This is a genomic window from Mesorhizobium sp. B2-8-5 (assembly GCF_006440675.2).
GTDB lineage: Bacteria > Pseudomonadota > Alphaproteobacteria > Rhizobiales > Rhizobiaceae > Mesorhizobium.
This window is the reverse complement of sequence record NZ_CP083951.1, coordinates 188219-203317: the sequence shown is the minus strand read 5'-3', so window position 1 is coordinate 203317 and position 15099 is coordinate 188219. Positions and strand designations below refer to the sequence as shown.

11 protein-coding genes are annotated in these 15099 nt (G+C 65.1%); 6 read left to right on the top strand and 5 right to left on the bottom strand.

Annotation, left to right across the window (positions count from 1 at the left end; all coding sequences use genetic code 11):
• Nucleotides 1-159: 159 nt before the first annotated feature.
• Both FJ430_RS00945 and FJ430_RS00940 read left to right on the top strand, forming a co-directional pair.
• Nucleotides 160-405: a type II toxin-antitoxin system VapB family antitoxin gene (locus FJ430_RS00945; protein WP_095766111.1), complete on the top strand. Its 246-nt coding sequence runs from the start codon at nt 160-162 to the stop codon at nt 403-405.
• Complete coding sequence (locus tag FJ430_RS00940; protein ID WP_140647345.1) at nt 405-809, top strand: type II toxin-antitoxin system VapC family toxin; 405 nt, start codon at nt 405-407, stop codon at nt 807-809. Before FJ430_RS00945 ends, FJ430_RS00940 begins: the two co-directional genes overlap by 1 nt.
• On the opposite strand, the gene murJ is transcribed toward FJ430_RS00940, so the two are convergent.
• Both murJ and FJ430_RS00930 read right to left on the bottom strand, forming a co-directional pair.
• Complete coding sequence (gene murJ / locus FJ430_RS00935) at nt 784-2391, bottom strand: murein biosynthesis integral membrane protein MurJ (RefSeq protein ID WP_140702502.1); 1608 nt, start codon at nt 2389-2391, stop codon at nt 784-786. The two genes, FJ430_RS00940 and murJ, sit on opposite strands and share 26 nt — an antisense overlap.
• 40 nt (nt 2392-2431) lie before the next feature.
• Nucleotides 2432-5233, bottom strand: coding sequence for a [protein-PII] uridylyltransferase (locus FJ430_RS00930; RefSeq protein ID WP_140702504.1), 2802 nt, complete (start codon nt 5231-5233; stop codon nt 2432-2434).
• 184 nt (nt 5234-5417) lie between these two features.
• Here FJ430_RS00930 and FJ430_RS00925 point away from each other — a divergent pair, with 184 nt between their 5' ends.
• From FJ430_RS00925 to FJ430_RS00915, 3 genes are all read left to right on the top strand, one after another.
• Complete coding sequence (locus FJ430_RS00925) at nt 5418-7919, top strand: heavy metal translocating P-type ATPase (protein WP_140702506.1); 2502 nt, start codon at nt 5418-5420, stop codon at nt 7917-7919.
• A 41-nt stretch (nt 7920-7960) separates the two neighbouring features.
• A complete protein-coding gene (locus FJ430_RS00920; RefSeq protein WP_140702508.1) occupies nt 7961-8350 on the top strand; it encodes a DUF305 domain-containing protein in 390 nt (129 codons plus the stop codon).
• A 105-nt stretch (nt 8351-8455) separates the two neighbouring features.
• On the top strand, nt 8456-9316 hold the full coding sequence (locus FJ430_RS00915) for an aldo/keto reductase (RefSeq protein WP_140702510.1): 861 nt from the start codon (nt 8456-8458) through the stop codon (nt 9314-9316).
• A gap of 383 nt (nt 9317-9699) precedes the next feature.
• Here the strand turns inward: FJ430_RS00915 and FJ430_RS00910 are convergent, their stop codons facing one another.
• The 3 genes from FJ430_RS00910 to mutS all read right to left on the bottom strand — a co-directional run bounded on the left by FJ430_RS00910 (nt 9700) and on the right by mutS (nt 13673).
• The gene (locus FJ430_RS00910) at nt 9700-10269 is read right to left on the bottom strand and encodes a TetR/AcrR family transcriptional regulator (RefSeq protein ID WP_140647339.1); all 570 of its coding nucleotides are present in this window, start codon (nt 10267-10269) and stop codon (nt 9700-9702) included.
• 122 nt (nt 10270-10391) lie between these two features.
• A complete protein-coding gene (locus FJ430_RS00905; RefSeq protein ID WP_140702512.1) occupies nt 10392-10856 on the bottom strand; it encodes a DUF1348 family protein in 465 nt (154 codons plus the stop codon).
• Nucleotides 10857-10946: 90 nt separating this feature from the next.
• Nucleotides 10947-13673, bottom strand: coding sequence for a DNA mismatch repair protein MutS (gene mutS / locus FJ430_RS00900; RefSeq protein ID WP_413467820.1), 2727 nt, complete (start codon nt 13671-13673; stop codon nt 10947-10949).
• Between the two features lie 163 nt (nt 13674-13836).
• On the opposite strand from mutS, the gene FJ430_RS00895 reads away from it, so the two are divergent.
• Entirely contained in the window at nt 13837-15018 is a 1182-nt protein-coding gene (locus FJ430_RS00895; RefSeq protein ID WP_140702516.1) for a glycosyltransferase, read from the top strand.
• Nucleotides 15019-15099: the final 81 nt, after the last annotated feature.

Here is a 15099-nt window from a genome sequence, read left to right as displayed (position 1 = left end):
GGCTGGAAACCGCGCGCGGCGAAAGTCTTGCGACGGCGCGCTTATGGACGAAGCCGGCCGCGCGATCAAGAGGCGCGGACCGAGCTGGCATGGCTCATCGGTACGTTGACATTGCCACGCATAAGCTACATCTTTCTAACTACATAAAGGAATGTAGCGATGACTATCAACATCAACAACAAGGAAGCCGACAGGCTGACGCGCGCTTTCGCCAAAGCTGAAGGGGTAGGCATCACCGAGGCAATCGTGATTGCCATGCGCGAGGCCCTGGAGCGGCGGCGCAATCGCGAGACGCCACTGGAAACGGCGGCGCGACTGCGAGCCGAGTTTGGAATCAAGCTTAGCGAACAAGCGCGCAAACCGTTGCCGCAGTCCGTTTATGATGAACTTTCCGGCGACGACTGATGTTTGTCGACGCAGCAGCCATCGTCGCGATCCTGAGCAACGAGACGGAAGCCGAGCGATGCGCGCAGGCCGTCATGGAGGCATCGGCACCGTTCACGTCGGCGATAGCCGTTTGGGAGGCCGCGATGGCGCTCGCGCGACCAGAAAAGCTGGCGATTCCGGTCGCAAGAAGCGCGGAGATTGTAGATCGCTTTCTAGAAGAGCGGGCCATTGCCTTGCGCGAGCTTCCGCCTGCACCCGAGGCAACATCCCTGTCCATCGAGGCCGCTTCGCGGTTTCGCAACAATGCTGTCCGCCTAAACATGGCGGACTGCTTCCACTACGCTTGCGCGCGATACTACGCCGTTCCGATGCTTTCCACGGCCAATGAATTCCGGCTCACGGATCTGGAGACCGTTCCCTGACGGGTGGTGGCGCTTTGGGTGAACGACGTTTCACATTGCGCCGGACCATGCCGAAATCGGCGCCGCCGGTGCCGAAGGCGGCGATGAAGTAGAGCGCGGCGCCCCCGGCGACCAGGCCAAGCACCGTCGTCGCCTTCACCACGAGCGGCGAGCCAGGCCCAATCTGTGTGGCAAAGTGGCGCTCCGCGAAGTAAAGCGCCACGGCCATGATTACGGCCGAGAGCACCAGCCGGGGAATGCGTCTCAAGAGCGGCACGTCGCGGCCCCAATGGCCGCGCCTGATCAGCATGCCGAGCAGCATCAGCGCGTTGACCCAGCCGGCAACGGCCGAGGCCACCGCGATGCCAGGCGCGCCCATCGACGGGAACAGGGTCAATGCAGTGGCGACATTCACGCCGACCGAGATGGCGGCAAAAATCATCGGCGTCCGGGTGTCCTCGCGCGCGAAATAGCCGGGCGTGAACGCCTTGATCAAAACGAAGGCGGGCAGGCCGAGGCCGAAGATCGCCAGGATCGAGGCGACGATCGGCGTCGAGTGGTTGGCGGCGAAGGCGCCGCGCTCATAGACCAGCCGCACGATCGGTTCCGACATCACCCAGAGCGCGGCTGCCGCCGGCAAGGTCATGAACAAGGTGAACTCGACCGAGCGGTTCTGCAGATTGGCGGCCTCGATCAGATTGCCCGATTTCAGCGCCCGCGACAGTTCCGGCAACAGCACGATGGCGACGGCCACGCCGACGACGCCGAGCGGGAGCTGGTAGATGCGATCGGCATAGGCGAGCGACGACACCGCGCTGTTCTGCGCCGAGGCGATCGCCGTGCCGATCAGCTGGTTGATCTGGGTGATGCCGCCGGTGATCGCCGCCGGCAGCGCCAGGATCAGCAACCTCTTGACGTTGGGCGTCATCTTCGGCCAGCGGAAGCCGATCGAGATGCCGGCATTGCGCACCGCTATCCAGACGATGGCAAGCTGCACGATGCCCGCCGCCAGCACGCCCCAGGACAAGCCGAAGCCGACATCACGCGCGTCCAGCCCGTGATACCAGGCATAGGCGAGCACGCCGATCAGGATGATGTTGAGGAAGGCGGGCGCGATCGCCGCCGCGAAATAGCGGCGCAGCGAGTTCAGCATGCCGGCCATCATGGCGCCGAGCGACATGCAGATCAGGTACGGGAACATGATCGTCGCAAGCCGGACGGTCGTCTCGAACTTGCCTGGAATGTCGGCAAAGCCCGGCGCCACCAGGTAGCGCACGATCAGCGGCATCGCCAGTTCCATCGCGATTGTCAGTGCCAAAAGCGCCGAAAACAGCACACCGAACACTTCCTCCGAAAAGCGCTTGGCGCCTTCGGTGCCATGCTGCTCGATCTCCTTGGCGAACAGCGGCACGAAAGCGGCGTTGAAGGCGCCCTCGGCAAACAGCCGGCGGAAGGTGTTGGGGAACTGGAAGGCGGCGTTGAAGGCGTCGGCGACCGGCCCGGTGCCGAGTGCCGCCGCCATCAGCATCTCACGGCCGAAACCCAGCGCCCGGCTCATCAGCGTGCCGGAAGCGACGGTGGCGAATTTCTTGACTAGGCTCATGCTGGGGACGACTGCCAGAAAAATTGCGTCAAATGGATGGTCACTCGGCCGCTGCCTTGGCCTTGCCGTTACGTTCGGACGAATTGCCTTCGAGCGTATCGATCAGCCGCTTGTGGATGGTGGCGGTGCGCGTCGGGCTGTCGATCTTCAGTCCGGTCAGGTCGGTGACGTAAAACGTGTCGATGACCTTCTCGCCGAAGGTGGTGATATGCGCCGAGGCGATGTCGAGCGACAGGTCCGACAGCGTCCCGGTGATCTCGGACAGCAGGCCCGGCCGGTCCAGCCCCTCGACCTCGACCACCGAAAAGCGGTTCGACAGCGTGTTTCGGATCTCGGCGCGGGGCGGAATCCTGAAAGCCTTGGCGCCGCGCTTCGGCTTGGTGCGCTTCTCGATCATCTCGGGCAGCCAGCTCTTGCCGGACAGCACGTCCTCGATCAGCCGGCCGACCCGCTCGGCGCGCCGGCGCTCGTCCTCGTCGAGGTCGAATTCCCTCGAGATCAGGATCGAGTCCAGCGCCCGCCCGTCCGAGGTGGTGAAGATCTGCGCGTCGACGATGTTGCCGCCGGCCGCGGCGCATGCCCCGGCGATGATCGAAAGCAGGCGCGGATGGTCCGGCGCCAGCACGGTGATCTCGGTCACCGCTTCGAACTCATGCGTCTTGACCATGGTGGCGAGCTTCTTGCCTGCCGCATCCGCCTCGCGGACGAACTCGGCGTGTCGCAACTGGTCGGGCAGATCGACGGTGAGCAGATAGTTCTCGTAGTGCAGGGCGACGTAGCGTTTGCGCTCCTTCGCCGGCCATGCCGCCAGCGCCTCGGCCAGCCGCTCGCGCGCCGCCGTCGTGCGCTCGGCGCGCGACACCTCGGAAAAGCCGCCGGTCAAAAGCAGCTCCGTCTCGAAATAGAGTGTGCGAAGCAGCTGGCCTTTCCAACCATTCCACACGCCCGGCCCGACGCCCCTGATGTCGCAGACGGTGAGGATCAAAAGCAACTTCAGCCGCTCGACCGACTGCACGATGGAGGCGAAATCCTCGATCGTCTTGCGGTCGTTGAGGTCGCGCGTCTGCGCCGTCATCGACATCACGAGATGGTTCTCGACCAGCCAGGCGACGGTCTCGGTGTCGGCCGCCGACAATCCCATATGCGGACAGATGCGCCGCGCGATCCTGGCCCCGGCTTCCGAATGGTCCTCCGGCCGGCCCTTGGCGATGTCGTGCAAAAGCACGGCGACATAGAGCGCCTCGCGGCTCTTCTTCAGTCCCGGCATCAGCGTATGCGACAGCGGATGCACCTTCGCGCCGTCGCCGCGCTCGATCTCGGCCAGCACGCCGATGCAGCGGATCAGATGCTCGTCCACCGTATAGTGGTGGTACATCGAGAACTGCATCATGGCGACGATCTTGCCGAAGTCCGGGATCAGCCTGCCGAGCAGCCCGGCCTCGTTCATGCGCCTGAGATTGAGCTCGGCATTGCGGTCCGACGTCAGTATGTCGAGGAACAGCCGGTTGGCTTCCTCGTCGCGCCGGAGCGACTTGTTGACGAGCCCGAGCGAGCGGGTGAGCAGCTTCAGCGCGTCGGGGTGGAACTCCAGCCCGTGCTTGTCGGCAAACCAGAACAGCCTGAGCAGGTTGACCGGATCGCGCTCGAACACGCTGTCGTCGGCGATGTTGATGCGGTGGTTGTCGACGATGAAGTCGGAGGTGCCGGCAAGCTTGCGCTTGCGCCGCGAGAAGGTGAGGAAGATGCGGTTGAAGCCCGGCACGTGCTTGGCCTGCTCTTCCTCGAGCGCCGCGCAGAAGATGCGGGTGAGGTCACCGACATCCTTGGCGACGAGGAAATAGTGCTTCATGAAGCGCTCGACCGCCGACAGGCCGGGATGCGTCGTATAGCCCAGACGCTCGGCGATCTCGCGCTGGATGTCGAAATGCAGCCGCTCCTCCGCCTTGCCGGTGAGGAAATGCATGTGGCAGCGCACCGCCCACAGGAAATCCTCGGCCTTCTGGAATTCGCGATATTCGGCCTCGGTGAAGACGCCCTTCTCGACCAGCTCCTCGCCGGTGCGCACGCGATAGAAATATTTGCCGATCCAAAACAGCGTCTGCAGGTCGCGCAGGCCGCCCTTGCCGTCCTTGACATTGGGTTCGACCAGGTAGCGGCTTTCGCCGGCCTTGGCGTGGCGCTCGTCGCGCTCGGCAAGCTTGGCCTGCACATATTCCGGCCCGGTGGTGCGCACCACTTCGTGATCGAAGCGCGTGAGCAGCTCGTCATAGAGCTTGTGTTCGCCCCACAGGAAGCGCGCCTCGAGGATCGAGGTGCGGATGGTGATGTCGCTGCGCGAGAGCCTGAGGCACTCGTCGATGTTGCGGGTGGCGTGGCCGACCTTCAGCCCCATGTCCCACAGCATGTAGAGCATGTATTCGACGATCTGTTCGCCCCATGGGGTCTGCTTGTAGGGCAGCAGGAAAAGCAGGTCTATGTCGGAGCCCGGCGCCAGCGTGCCGCGGCCGTAGCCGCCGACGGCAACGACCGCCATGCGCTCGGCCGCGGACCGGTTCTTGACCCGGTAGACATGGGTAGCGGCGAAATCATAGAGCGCCCGGATCAGCTCATCCATCAGATGCGAGAGCCGCTCGGCGCAGGCATTGCCGCCGCCATCCTGCTTGAGCATGGCTTCGGCGATCTTTCGCCCTTCCGCCATCCTGGCCTTGAGCAGCTGGAGGACGGCCGTGCGAACAGCCGGTCCTGAACCGTCGCCGGCGCTCGCCGCCGTCAGCGCGGTCAAGTCGCGGCGCAAGGCATCGCCATCGATGATTTCGTCGAGTTTCAGGGAGATCTTTGCCATTCGGCGGCGTCTATAGCCTGTTTTCGCGGCGCTGTGTATGGGGCGGGCGGCGCGTTTCCAGCAGCGTGCGATGGACGCCACGCGAAGCCGGATGGCGATAGCCGGAAAAATCCAAACCGGCCCTTGACCTTCCAGTTACTGGAAGCACTACCTCCGCCTCAGTTCGAGATTCAGAGGCCTGCCCATGACCCATTCCGACCATCACCACCATCATGCGCATGGCGGCTGCTGCTCCGCGAAGGATGCCGCGCCTGGCGCCGAAGCGGTGGTTCGCGATCCTGTCTGCGGCATGACGGTCGATCCGGCGGCCGGCAAGCCGACGGCCGAGCAGGGCGGCCGGACATTTCATTTCTGCAGCGAGCGCTGCCGCACGAAATTCCAGGCCGAGCCGGAAGCATATCTTTCCGCCACCGACCCGGTCTGCGGCATGAATGTCGACCGCGCGAGCGCGAAGCACTTCGTTCGCCACGAAGGCCAGGGCTTCTATTTCTGCTCCGCCAGCTGCAAGGGCAAATTCGAAGCCGAGCCGGCAAAATACCTCGCCGGCCGGCCCGAGCCTCAGCCGATGTCGAAGGGCACGCAGTACACCTGCCCGATGCATCCCGAGATCGTCCGCGACAAGCCCGGCTCCTGCCCGATCTGCGGCATGGCGCTGGAGCCGATGGGCGTGCCGACCGGCGAGGAAGGCCCGAATCCCGAGCTCCTCGATTTCACGCGCCGGTTCTGGGTCAGCGCGGCACTCTCGGTGCCCCTCCTGACCATCGCCATGGCACCGATGCTGGGCCTCAGCTTCGAAAACCTCGTCGACGGCCGCGCCAAGACCTGGGTCGAGCTGGCGCTGGCGAGCCCGGTGGTGCTGTGGGCGGCGTTTCCGTTCTTCCATCGCGGTTGGGAATCGATCCTCAACCGCAGCCCCAATATGTGGACGCTGATTTCGCTGGGCGTCGGTGCTGCCTATCTCTTCAGCCTGGTCGCTACGCTGTTCCCGGATGTCTTCCCGCATCAGTTCCGCGGCCATGACGGCGCCGTGCCGGTCTATTTCGAGGCCGCCGCCGTGATCGTCGCGCTGGTCTTTATCGGCCAGGTGCTGGAACTCAGGGCCCGCGAGCGTACCGGCTCGGCCATCCGCGCGCTGCTCGACCTCGCGCCGAAGACCGCGCGGCTGATCGGCGCCGACGGCTCCGAGACGGATGTGCCGCTCGACAGCGTCAAGACCGGAGATAAGCTGCGCATCCGCCCCGGCGACGCCGTGCCGGTCGACGGCACGGTGCTGGAGGGACGCTCGGCTATCGACGAATCCATGATCACGGGCGAACCGCTACCGGTCGAAAAAACGGAAGGCGACACGCTCACCGGCGGCACGCTGAACAAGAACGGTTCGCTGGTCATGCGCGCCGAGAAGGTCGGCGCCGAGACCACGCTATCGCGCATCGTCGAGCTGGTCGCCAAGGCGCAGCGCTCGCGCGCGCCGATCCAGGGTCTCGCCGACCGCGTGTCCTTCTATTTCGTCCCGGCCGTCGTGCTGGTGGCGACCCTTGCCTTCATCGCTTGGGCGATCCTCGGTCCCGAACCGAGCTTGATCTTCGCCATCGTCTCGGCGGTGTCGGTGCTGATCATCGCCTGTCCCTGCGCGCTCGGCCTTGCGACACCGATGTCGATCATGACCGCGACCGGGCGCGGCGCGCATGCCGGCGTGCTGATCAAGGAAGCGGCGGCGTTGGAGCGTTTTGCCTCGGTCGATACGCTGATCGTCGACAAGACCGGCACGCTGACCGAGGGCAAGCCGCGGCTTACCGATGTCGTCGCGGCCGACGGCATCGACGAGAACGAGCTGCTGGGCCTCGCCGCCGCGCTCGAAAAGGGCTCCGAGCATCCGCTGGCCGAGGCGATCGTCGAGGGCGCCGCCGCGCGCGGTCTGAAGCTGGCCGACGCGGTCGATTTCCAAGCCATCACCGGCAAGGGCGTTTCGGGCACGGTTTCGGGCAGGAAGGTCGCGCTCGGCAATGCGGCGATGATGGCGGATCTCGGCGTCGAAACGCCGGCGGCCAATGCCGAAGCGATGCAGGCCGAAGGCAAGACGGCCATGTTCGTGGCCGTCGCCGGCAGGTTCGCCGGCATCGTCGCTGTCGCCGACCCCGTTAAGGTAACGACGGCCGAAGCGATCAAGGCCCTGCATGACAAGGGCCTGCGCATCATCATGGCCACTGGCGACAACGAGCGCACGGCAAAAGCGATCGCCGGCAGGCTCGGCATCGACGAGGTCCGCGCCGGGCTGCTGCCGGACGAGAAGGGCGCGCTGGTCGAGGAATTGCGTGCCAAGGGTGCCGCCGTCGCCATGGCCGGCGACGGCGTCAACGACGCGCCGGCGCTGGCCAGTGCCGATGTCGGTATCGCCATGGGCACCGGCGCCGATGTCGCGGTCGAAAGCGCCGGCATCACGCTGGTCAAGGGCGACCTCAACGGCATTGTGAGGGCACGTACGCTGGCTCAGGCGACGATCGGCAATATCCGCCAGAACCTGTTTTTCGCCTTCCTCTACAACGTGCTTGGCGTGCCGGTGGCGGCCGGCGTCCTTTACCCGCTCACCGGCATGCTGCTGTCGCCGATGCTCGCGGCGGCGGCGATGAGCCTGTCATCGGTGTCGGTCATTGCCAATGCCTTGCGGCTGAGAACATTGAAACTGTGAGCAAAGCCCCCAGATACGCTATCCAACAGAAGGAGACCTGAATGACCTTGGCCAAGAAAATCGTGCTGCTGCTGATGGCCGCAGGAATGCTGCTTGCCGTCTTCCTCGAAAGCGTGCCGGCTTCGTCGGAAGAGATGAAGCATGACATGTCCAAGATGGCGATGGGTGCCCAGAGCCCGGCCACCGGCGGCTACGAGGCCGCGATGAAGAAGATGCACAAGGACATGATGATCAAATACACCGGCAATGCCGATGTCGATTTCGTCCGCGGCATGATCCCGCATCATCAGGGCGCCATCGACATGGCCAAGGTCGTGATCGCCAACGGCAAGGATCCGGAAATCCGCAAGCTCGCCGAAGGCGTCGTCACGGCGCAGGAAGCCGAGATCAAGGAGATGCAGGACTGGCTCGCCAAGCATCCGGCGAAGTAGCCGCTGCGGGAAATCCGGGCAGCCAGGTATCCAGGCGGCCACGAGCCTTCGGTCTGGATTTCCGGCCACGGCTGTGCTGCGATCCGGCTTCACGCGGAGAAAGCCATGCCCCCGTCAATCAACCGCTCGTCGATCAGAACCCTGAAGCTGCCGTCCGGCGAAGCCGTTCCGGTGCTCGGCCAAGGCACATGGAAAATGGGCGAGGATCGACGGCGCCGCGCCGATGAGGTGGCGGCGTTGAAGATGGGGCTCGATCTCGGTATCACGCTGATCGACACGGCGGAGATGTATGCCAGCGGCGGCGCCGAGGAAGTGGTGGCTGAGGCCATCGTCGGGCGCCGCGACGAGACCTTCCTGGTCTCCAAGGTGCTGCCCTCCAACGCCTCGCGCGCCGGCGTGAAGCGCGCCTGCGAGAACAGCCTGAAGCGGCTCGCCACCGACCGCATCGATCTCTATCTGCTGCATTGGCCGGGCAGCGTGCCGCTTTCGGAAACCGTGGAGGCGTTCGAGGCGCTGAAAACGGAAGGCAAGATCCGCCACTGGGGCGTCAGCAATTTCGACACCGACGAGATGGAGGAACTGGTCGGCTTTGACCATGGCGGCGACGTCCAGACCAATCAGGTGCTCTACAATCTGTCGCGGCGCGGCCCCGAATTCGACCTCGCCCCGTGGTGCGCGGAACGCGGCATCCCGCTGATGGCCTATTCGCCGGTCGAGCAGGGCGCGCTGGCTCGCAATACCCGGCTGGAAATCGTCGCTGCCCGCCACAACGCCACCGCCGCGCAGATCGCGCTTGCTTGGGTGATGATGCAGGACGGCGTCATCGCCATCCCGAAGGCCGGTCGCCAGGAGCACGTGCGCCAGAACGCCGCCGCGCTTGACATCAAGCTGACGCCGCAGGATTTCGCCGATCTCGACCGCGCCTTCCCGCCGCCGACGCGTAAGCGTGGGCTGGAAATGATCTAGTTCCCTTGAACAGGCGTTTTGATCGGTCACCTCTGTTTGCGTTCGCAGACGGCATACCTTGGAGATTGGCCGAAACGCCCATCGCGATCGTCATTCTAGGGCGGGGCAGGAGCGAAGCTCCGTCGCGAAGACCCTAGAATCCATGCCGGTACCTCAGCCGAAGAATGCAGCGGAGTAGAAGTTCTGCACCGTGAGCGGCGCTCTCACGTCACGGAATGGATCTATGGTCTGCGCCGCGTCGCTTCGCTCCTTGCTCCGCCATAGAATGACGAGGCTGGGACGGTGTCAACCAAACCCCGGCGTTTGCTGATTTCACGCAAATCAACGGAAAATCTTGCACCAGGGCAAACGGCAACCCTTCAAAATCCCTGGGAGGATCCGCCCTAGACCTTGGCCGGAATCCCAAGCCGCGTGCGCAGTCGCCGCAATGCCCTTGAAAACACATCGAGGTCATTGGCGGCGCGGGCCAGCGTGAGCGCGCCCTGAATGGCGGCGACGGCTTCCTCGGCCAACTCGCTGGCCTCGCCCGGTCGGTGCCCGGATCGCGCCAGCGCATCGGCGAGATGCGTGACCCATCGGCCGAAATAGTCTCTTATCTGGTCGGCGAACAGGTCGCGCGATTCATCCAGCGCGAAGGCGCCGATCAGGCAAACGCGCCGTCCCGAGCGGAAATAGCTGTCCGTCGCCGCGAGCATCCGTTCGATCCCTGCCAGCGGATCGGTGCTGTCGCGCAACGGCGCGAAGACATTGTCCTCGAACCAGCCGTCGATATGGGCAATGACAGCCCTCGCCATCTCCTCCTTGCCGCCGGGGAAGAAGTGGTAGAGGCTTCCTTTGCCGAGCCCTGTCGCCTCGCCGATCAAGGACAGGCTGGCGCCCTCGTAGCCATGCTCGCGGAAAACTTCCGCAACGACCCCCAGCAGCTGATCGCGGTCTGGCGCGATGCGCCGCATCCATTCGCCCCCTAGAGCCGGATGATTGCAGGTCGAATCGACCTGCAATCATCCGGCTCTACATCAAAGAGATAGAGCATGATGTCGCCCGAAAACCGCTTCACACTTTTCGGCATCATGCTCTAGAGCCCGAGTTCCGAAAGGCCGGGATGGTCGTCCGGCCGGCGGCCGAGCGGCCAATGATACTTCCGCTCGCTTTCGGTGATCGGCAGATCGTTGATGCTCGCCACGCGCCGGCGCATCAGCCCGGCTTCGTCGAACTCCCAATTCTCGTTGCCGTAGGAGCGGAACCAATGCCCGCTGTCGTCGCGCCATTCATAGGCGAAGCGCACCGCGATGCGGTTTTCGTTCCAGGTCCAGACCTCCTTGATCAGGCGATAGTCCAGCTCGCGCGACCATTTGCGCTTGAGGAAATCGACGATTTCGCCGCGGCCGGAGACAAACTCGGCCCGGTTCCGCCAGATGCTGTCCTCGGTGTAGGCGAGCGAGACCCGCTCAGGATCGCGGCTGTTCCAGGCATCCTCGGCAAGGCGCGCCTTTTGCGCCGCTGTCTCGGCCGTGAATGGCGGCAATGGCGGACGGCTCATGAGATCTCCTGTCGGTTTCGATCGTCGATAACCGACATTGTACCGATCGGTACAATGAGTCAATGGCCAGAGTGACGAGCGGGACAGGTGCTATCGCTTTGTCGCCAGCCCCTTCAGCCGGTAGAGCGCCTCCAGCGCCTCGCGCGGCGTCATCTCGTCGGGATTGATGGCGCCGAGCGCGTCGTCGAGCGCATCGGTCTTCACCGGCTTCGGCGCTTCGCGCTTCACCGCCACAGAAAACAGCGGCAGGTCGTCGACGAGCCGATTTGTCTTGCCCGAGACTTCGCCCTCTTCGAGTTGGTGCAGCACTTCCTTGGCGCGGGCGACGACCGCTTCCGGCAGGCCGGCCAGCCGTGCCACCTGCACGCCGTAGGAACGGTCGGCCGCGCCCTTGCCGACCTCGTGCAGGAAGACGACATCGCCTTCCCATTCCTTGACCCGCATGGTGACGTTGTGAAGCCGGGGCAATTTGCCGGCCAGGGCCGTCATCTCATGGAAATGCGTGGCGAAGATCGCCCGGCAGCGGTTCTTCTCATGCAGATATTCCACCGCCGCCCAGGCGATCGACAACCCGTCGAAGGTCGCGGTGCCGCGGCCGATCTCGTCGAGGATGACCAGCGCCCGCTCGCCCGCCTGGTTGAGGATCGCCGCCGTCTCGACCATCTCGACCATGAAGGTCGAACGTCCCCGCGCCAGATCGTCCGAGGCGCCGACGCGCGAGAACAGCCGGTCGACGACGCCGATATGGGCGCTTTGCGCCGGCACGAAGGAGCCGGTCTGGGCGAGGATGGCGATCAGCGCATTCTGCCTGAGGAATGTCGATTTGCCGCCCATATTGGGGCCGGTAAGCAGCCAGATCGCGCCGGCCTTGGCGCCGCCGTCGGGCGAGAGGTCGCAATCATTGGCGACAAACGGGCCTTCGCCCGAGCGCCTGAGCGCCTGTTCGACCACCGGATGTCGCCCGCCGGCAATGTCGAAGGCGAGGCTGGCATCGACCGTAGGCCTGCACCAGTCTTCGCTTTCGGAGAGCAGCGCCAGCGCCGCCGACACGTCGAGCACGGCCAGCGCCTCGGCGCCGGCGCGGATCTTGTCAGCCTCGCTCACCACCTCGGCCGTCAGCCGGTCGAATGTCGCGAGCTCGATGCTCAGCGCCTTGTCGGCGGCATTGGCGATCTTCGATTCCAGCTCCGCCAGTTCGGTCGTGGTGAAGCGCATGGCGTTGGCCATGGTCTGGCGATGGATGAAGCGCGCCTTGGCGGCGTCGCTGCCGGTCATGATCGCGTGATGGTTGGCGGTGACCTCGATGTAGTAGCCGAGCACATTGTTGTGCCGGATCTTCAGCGAGCGGATGCCGGTCTCCTCGATCAGCGACCGCTCCAGCCCGGCGATCACTTTTCGCGATTCGTCGCGCAACGCCCGCATCTCGTCGAGCTCGGCATTGTAGCTCGACCGCACGAAGCCGCCGTCGCGCTTGATCAGCGGCAGCTCGTCGTCGAGCGCTTCGCTGAGGTGACGGGCGAGCGCCTCGGGCAAGGCGTGGATCGAGGCAAGCGCGGCGGTGAGCTCGGCGGGCAGGGCGGCTGCCGCGAACAATTCGGCGATCGCGCCAGCCGCCTCGAAGCCGGCGCGCAGGGCGCCGAGATCGCGCGGGCCGCCGCGGTTGAGCGCCAGGCGGGAGAGCGCTCGCGGCATGTCGGCGACGCTTTTCAGGCTCGCCCGCAAACCCTGGCAAAGCCGCGTCTCGGAGCGGAAAAAGGAGACCGAATCCAGTCGCGCCGCGATCGTCGCCGGATCGGTCAGCGGCGCCATCAGCCGGTCGGCCAGCAATCGCGCGCCGCCGCCGGTCACGGTGCGGTCGATCGCCTTGAACAGCGAGCCGTCGCGGCTGCCCGACAGCGTGCGCAGCAATTCCAGATTGGCGCGCGTCGCCGGATCGATGAACAGCGTCGAGCCCTGCTCCTCGCGCTCGGGTCGCGACAGCGGCGGCCGTTCGGCCTTCTGCGTTTTTTCGACATAGGCTATGGCGCCCGAGATCGCCGACAGCTCGGCGCGCGAAAACGTGCCGAAACTGTCTGGCGTCGCGACCTCGAAGAAGCGCGCGATGCGGCTTGTGGCCGAAGCCGAATCGAACAGCGAAGGCGGTTGCGGGCTGGCGACCCGGCCCAGCACGTCGAACACCGGCCTGAGCTCCGGATCGTGGAAAGCCGGCTCGGCGACGATCAGCTCGCGCGGGTCGACGCGAAAGATGTCGGCAAGCAGTCGCTCGGCGCTCGTCTCGGCGACGCGGAAGGCGCCGGTCGAAATGTCGATCCAGGCCAGTGCGAAACTCGCCTGACTGGCCGCGCCGCCCCCCTTGACGCGGCCGAGCGCCATCAGGAAGCTCGATTCCGAGGGTGCCAGCAGCTTGTCCTCGGTGATGGTGCCGGGCGTGACCAGCCGCACCACGTCGCGGCGCACCACCGATTTGGAGCCGCGTTTCTTGGCTTCGGCGGGGTCCTCGATCTGCTCGCAGACGGCAACGCGAAAACCTTGCGCGATCAGCTTCTGCAGATAGTCGTCCGCCGCATGCACCGGCACGCCGCACATCGGGATGTCGTGGCCCTGGTGCTTGCCGCGCTTGGTCAAAACGATGCCCAGGGCCTGGCTCGCCTTCTCCGCGTCGTCGAAGAACAGCTCGTAGAAATCGCCCATGCGGTAGAACAGCAGCGAATCCGGGTTCGCCGCCTTGATCTCGATGAATTGCTCCATCATCGGCGTGACGCCGCTCGTGGCGGGCGCAGGCGTCGTCGTCTCCTGGGCGTCGGTATCTGCGAGCATGTGCATGTTCATGCGGCAACGCTAGCAGAAGTGGCAGCCCGGTTTAATGCCGGTGCCGCGAAAAGCAGGGGAAGACTGGCGCTGGCCTGTTGTGACGCGCCTGGTTGCGCCGGGCCGGCCTGGCACTCTATGCTTCCCGTGGGGAAAGGGCGGCGGGGGACTCGTGGATCGGGACAAGCTGGAGACGTTCGACGAGATGGTCGGCCCGGTCGGCTCGGCCGCCGAGCGCCTCTGGCTGCTGGCGACGCGGCGCGCCCATCGAACCGCGAACAAGCTCAGGGTTTCGGCGCGCAAGCGCTTTCCCTATATCCTGCCGGCGCGCGGTCCCGTGTCCGATCTCGACGGCGGCATCGAGATGTCGGCTCATATATTCAGCCGCGACCCGCTGGTGCTCTATATCCCGGTCGGCGGACCCCGTCCCCTGCATCCGCTGGCGGCCATCGGCCGGCGCCTTGCCGAGCGGCGCGCCACCTTTCTGCTGATGCCGATGTGGACGATGGAGAGGCCTGCCGTCATCGCCCAGATGGGCCGCGATCTTGCCTGGTATGCGGCGCGTTTTCGTCTTCATGAGGTGATTTTCCTCTGCAACAACGAGGAAGAGCGCCGTCTCATCGCCGCGGTCGGCGGCAAAGCCATGTTCTCCAATCACAATCTGATGATATCGGAAGATGTTTTCCGGCCGCTGCCGGATGTGCCGGTCGAGTTCGACGCCGTCTACAATGGCCGCATCTCGCCGATGAAACGCCACTATCTTGCCTTCGAGATCGATCGGCTTGTCCACATCACCTATTCGATCGGCGAATTGACGCCACCCGCCGCCCGCGCCTTCATTCGCCGCCTCCAGGCGCAATCGCCGCGCCATTGCATCGCCAACCCGATCGTGGACGGTCTGCCCGGCCGGCTGGCCTCCGCCGAGGTCAACCGGGTCTACAACCAGGCCGCCGTCGGGCTGTGCCTGTCCGCCGTGGAAGGGGCAATGTATTCCAGCATGGAGTATCTGATGGCCGGATTGCCGATCGTCAGCACGCCGAGCCTCGGCGGGCGCGACGTCTATTTCGATCCGGACTATTGCCTGATCGTCGATCCGGAGCCGACGGCCGTTCGCCGCGCCGTCGAGCGGCTTCGAGATCGCGCCATGCCGCGCGAGGAAATCCGCGGCAGGACGCTGGAAAAGGTTCGCGCCCAGCGGCAGGAACTCACCGCGTTCCTGTCGGCGCTTCTGCGGCGCAAGGGCAGCAGCGCTCCCCCGCTGGAGACGTGGCCGTTCTCAGGCACCGAGGGCTTGATGCGCTGGGCCACCGTGCGGGAAATTGCCGCGCTCGTCGGCGAACCGGACCGCGCCTGACCGCTTGGCCGTTTACAGCGCTGCCGTGTAGCCTTAATCCCAAGACACATAAACACGCACCTGCCTCAAGGGTGCGCGAAG

Bases quoted from the DNA above. Each gene is read 5' to 3' on its own strand.
- FJ430_RS00945 (WP_095766111.1), top strand. From the start codon at position 160: ATGACTATCAACATCAACAACAAGGAAGCCGACAGGCTGACGCGCGCT.
- FJ430_RS00940 (WP_140647345.1), top strand. From the start codon at position 405: ATGTTTGTCGACGCAGCAGCCATCGTCGCGATCCTGAGCAACGAGACG.
- murJ (WP_140702502.1), bottom strand. From the start codon at position 2,391: ATGAGCCTAGTCAAGAAATTCGCCACCGTCGCTTCCGGCACGCTGATG.
- FJ430_RS00930 (WP_140702504.1), bottom strand. From the start codon at position 5,233: ATGGCAAAGATCTCCCTGAAACTCGACGAAATCATCGATGGCGATGCC.
- FJ430_RS00925 (WP_140702506.1), top strand. From the start codon at position 5,418: ATGACCCATTCCGACCATCACCACCATCATGCGCATGGCGGCTGCTGC.
- FJ430_RS00920 (WP_140702508.1), top strand. From the start codon at position 7,961: ATGACCTTGGCCAAGAAAATCGTGCTGCTGCTGATGGCCGCAGGAATG.
- FJ430_RS00915 (WP_140702510.1), top strand. From the start codon at position 8,456: ATGCCCCCGTCAATCAACCGCTCGTCGATCAGAACCCTGAAGCTGCCG.
- FJ430_RS00910 (WP_140647339.1), bottom strand. From the start codon at position 10,269: ATGCGGCGCATCGCGCCAGACCGCGATCAGCTGCTGGGGGTCGTTGCG.
- FJ430_RS00905 (WP_140702512.1), bottom strand. From the start codon at position 10,856: ATGAGCCGTCCGCCATTGCCGCCATTCACGGCCGAGACAGCGGCGCAA.
- mutS (WP_413467820.1), bottom strand. From the start codon at position 13,673: ATGCTCGCAGATACCGACGCCCAGGAGACGACGACGCCTGCGCCCGCC.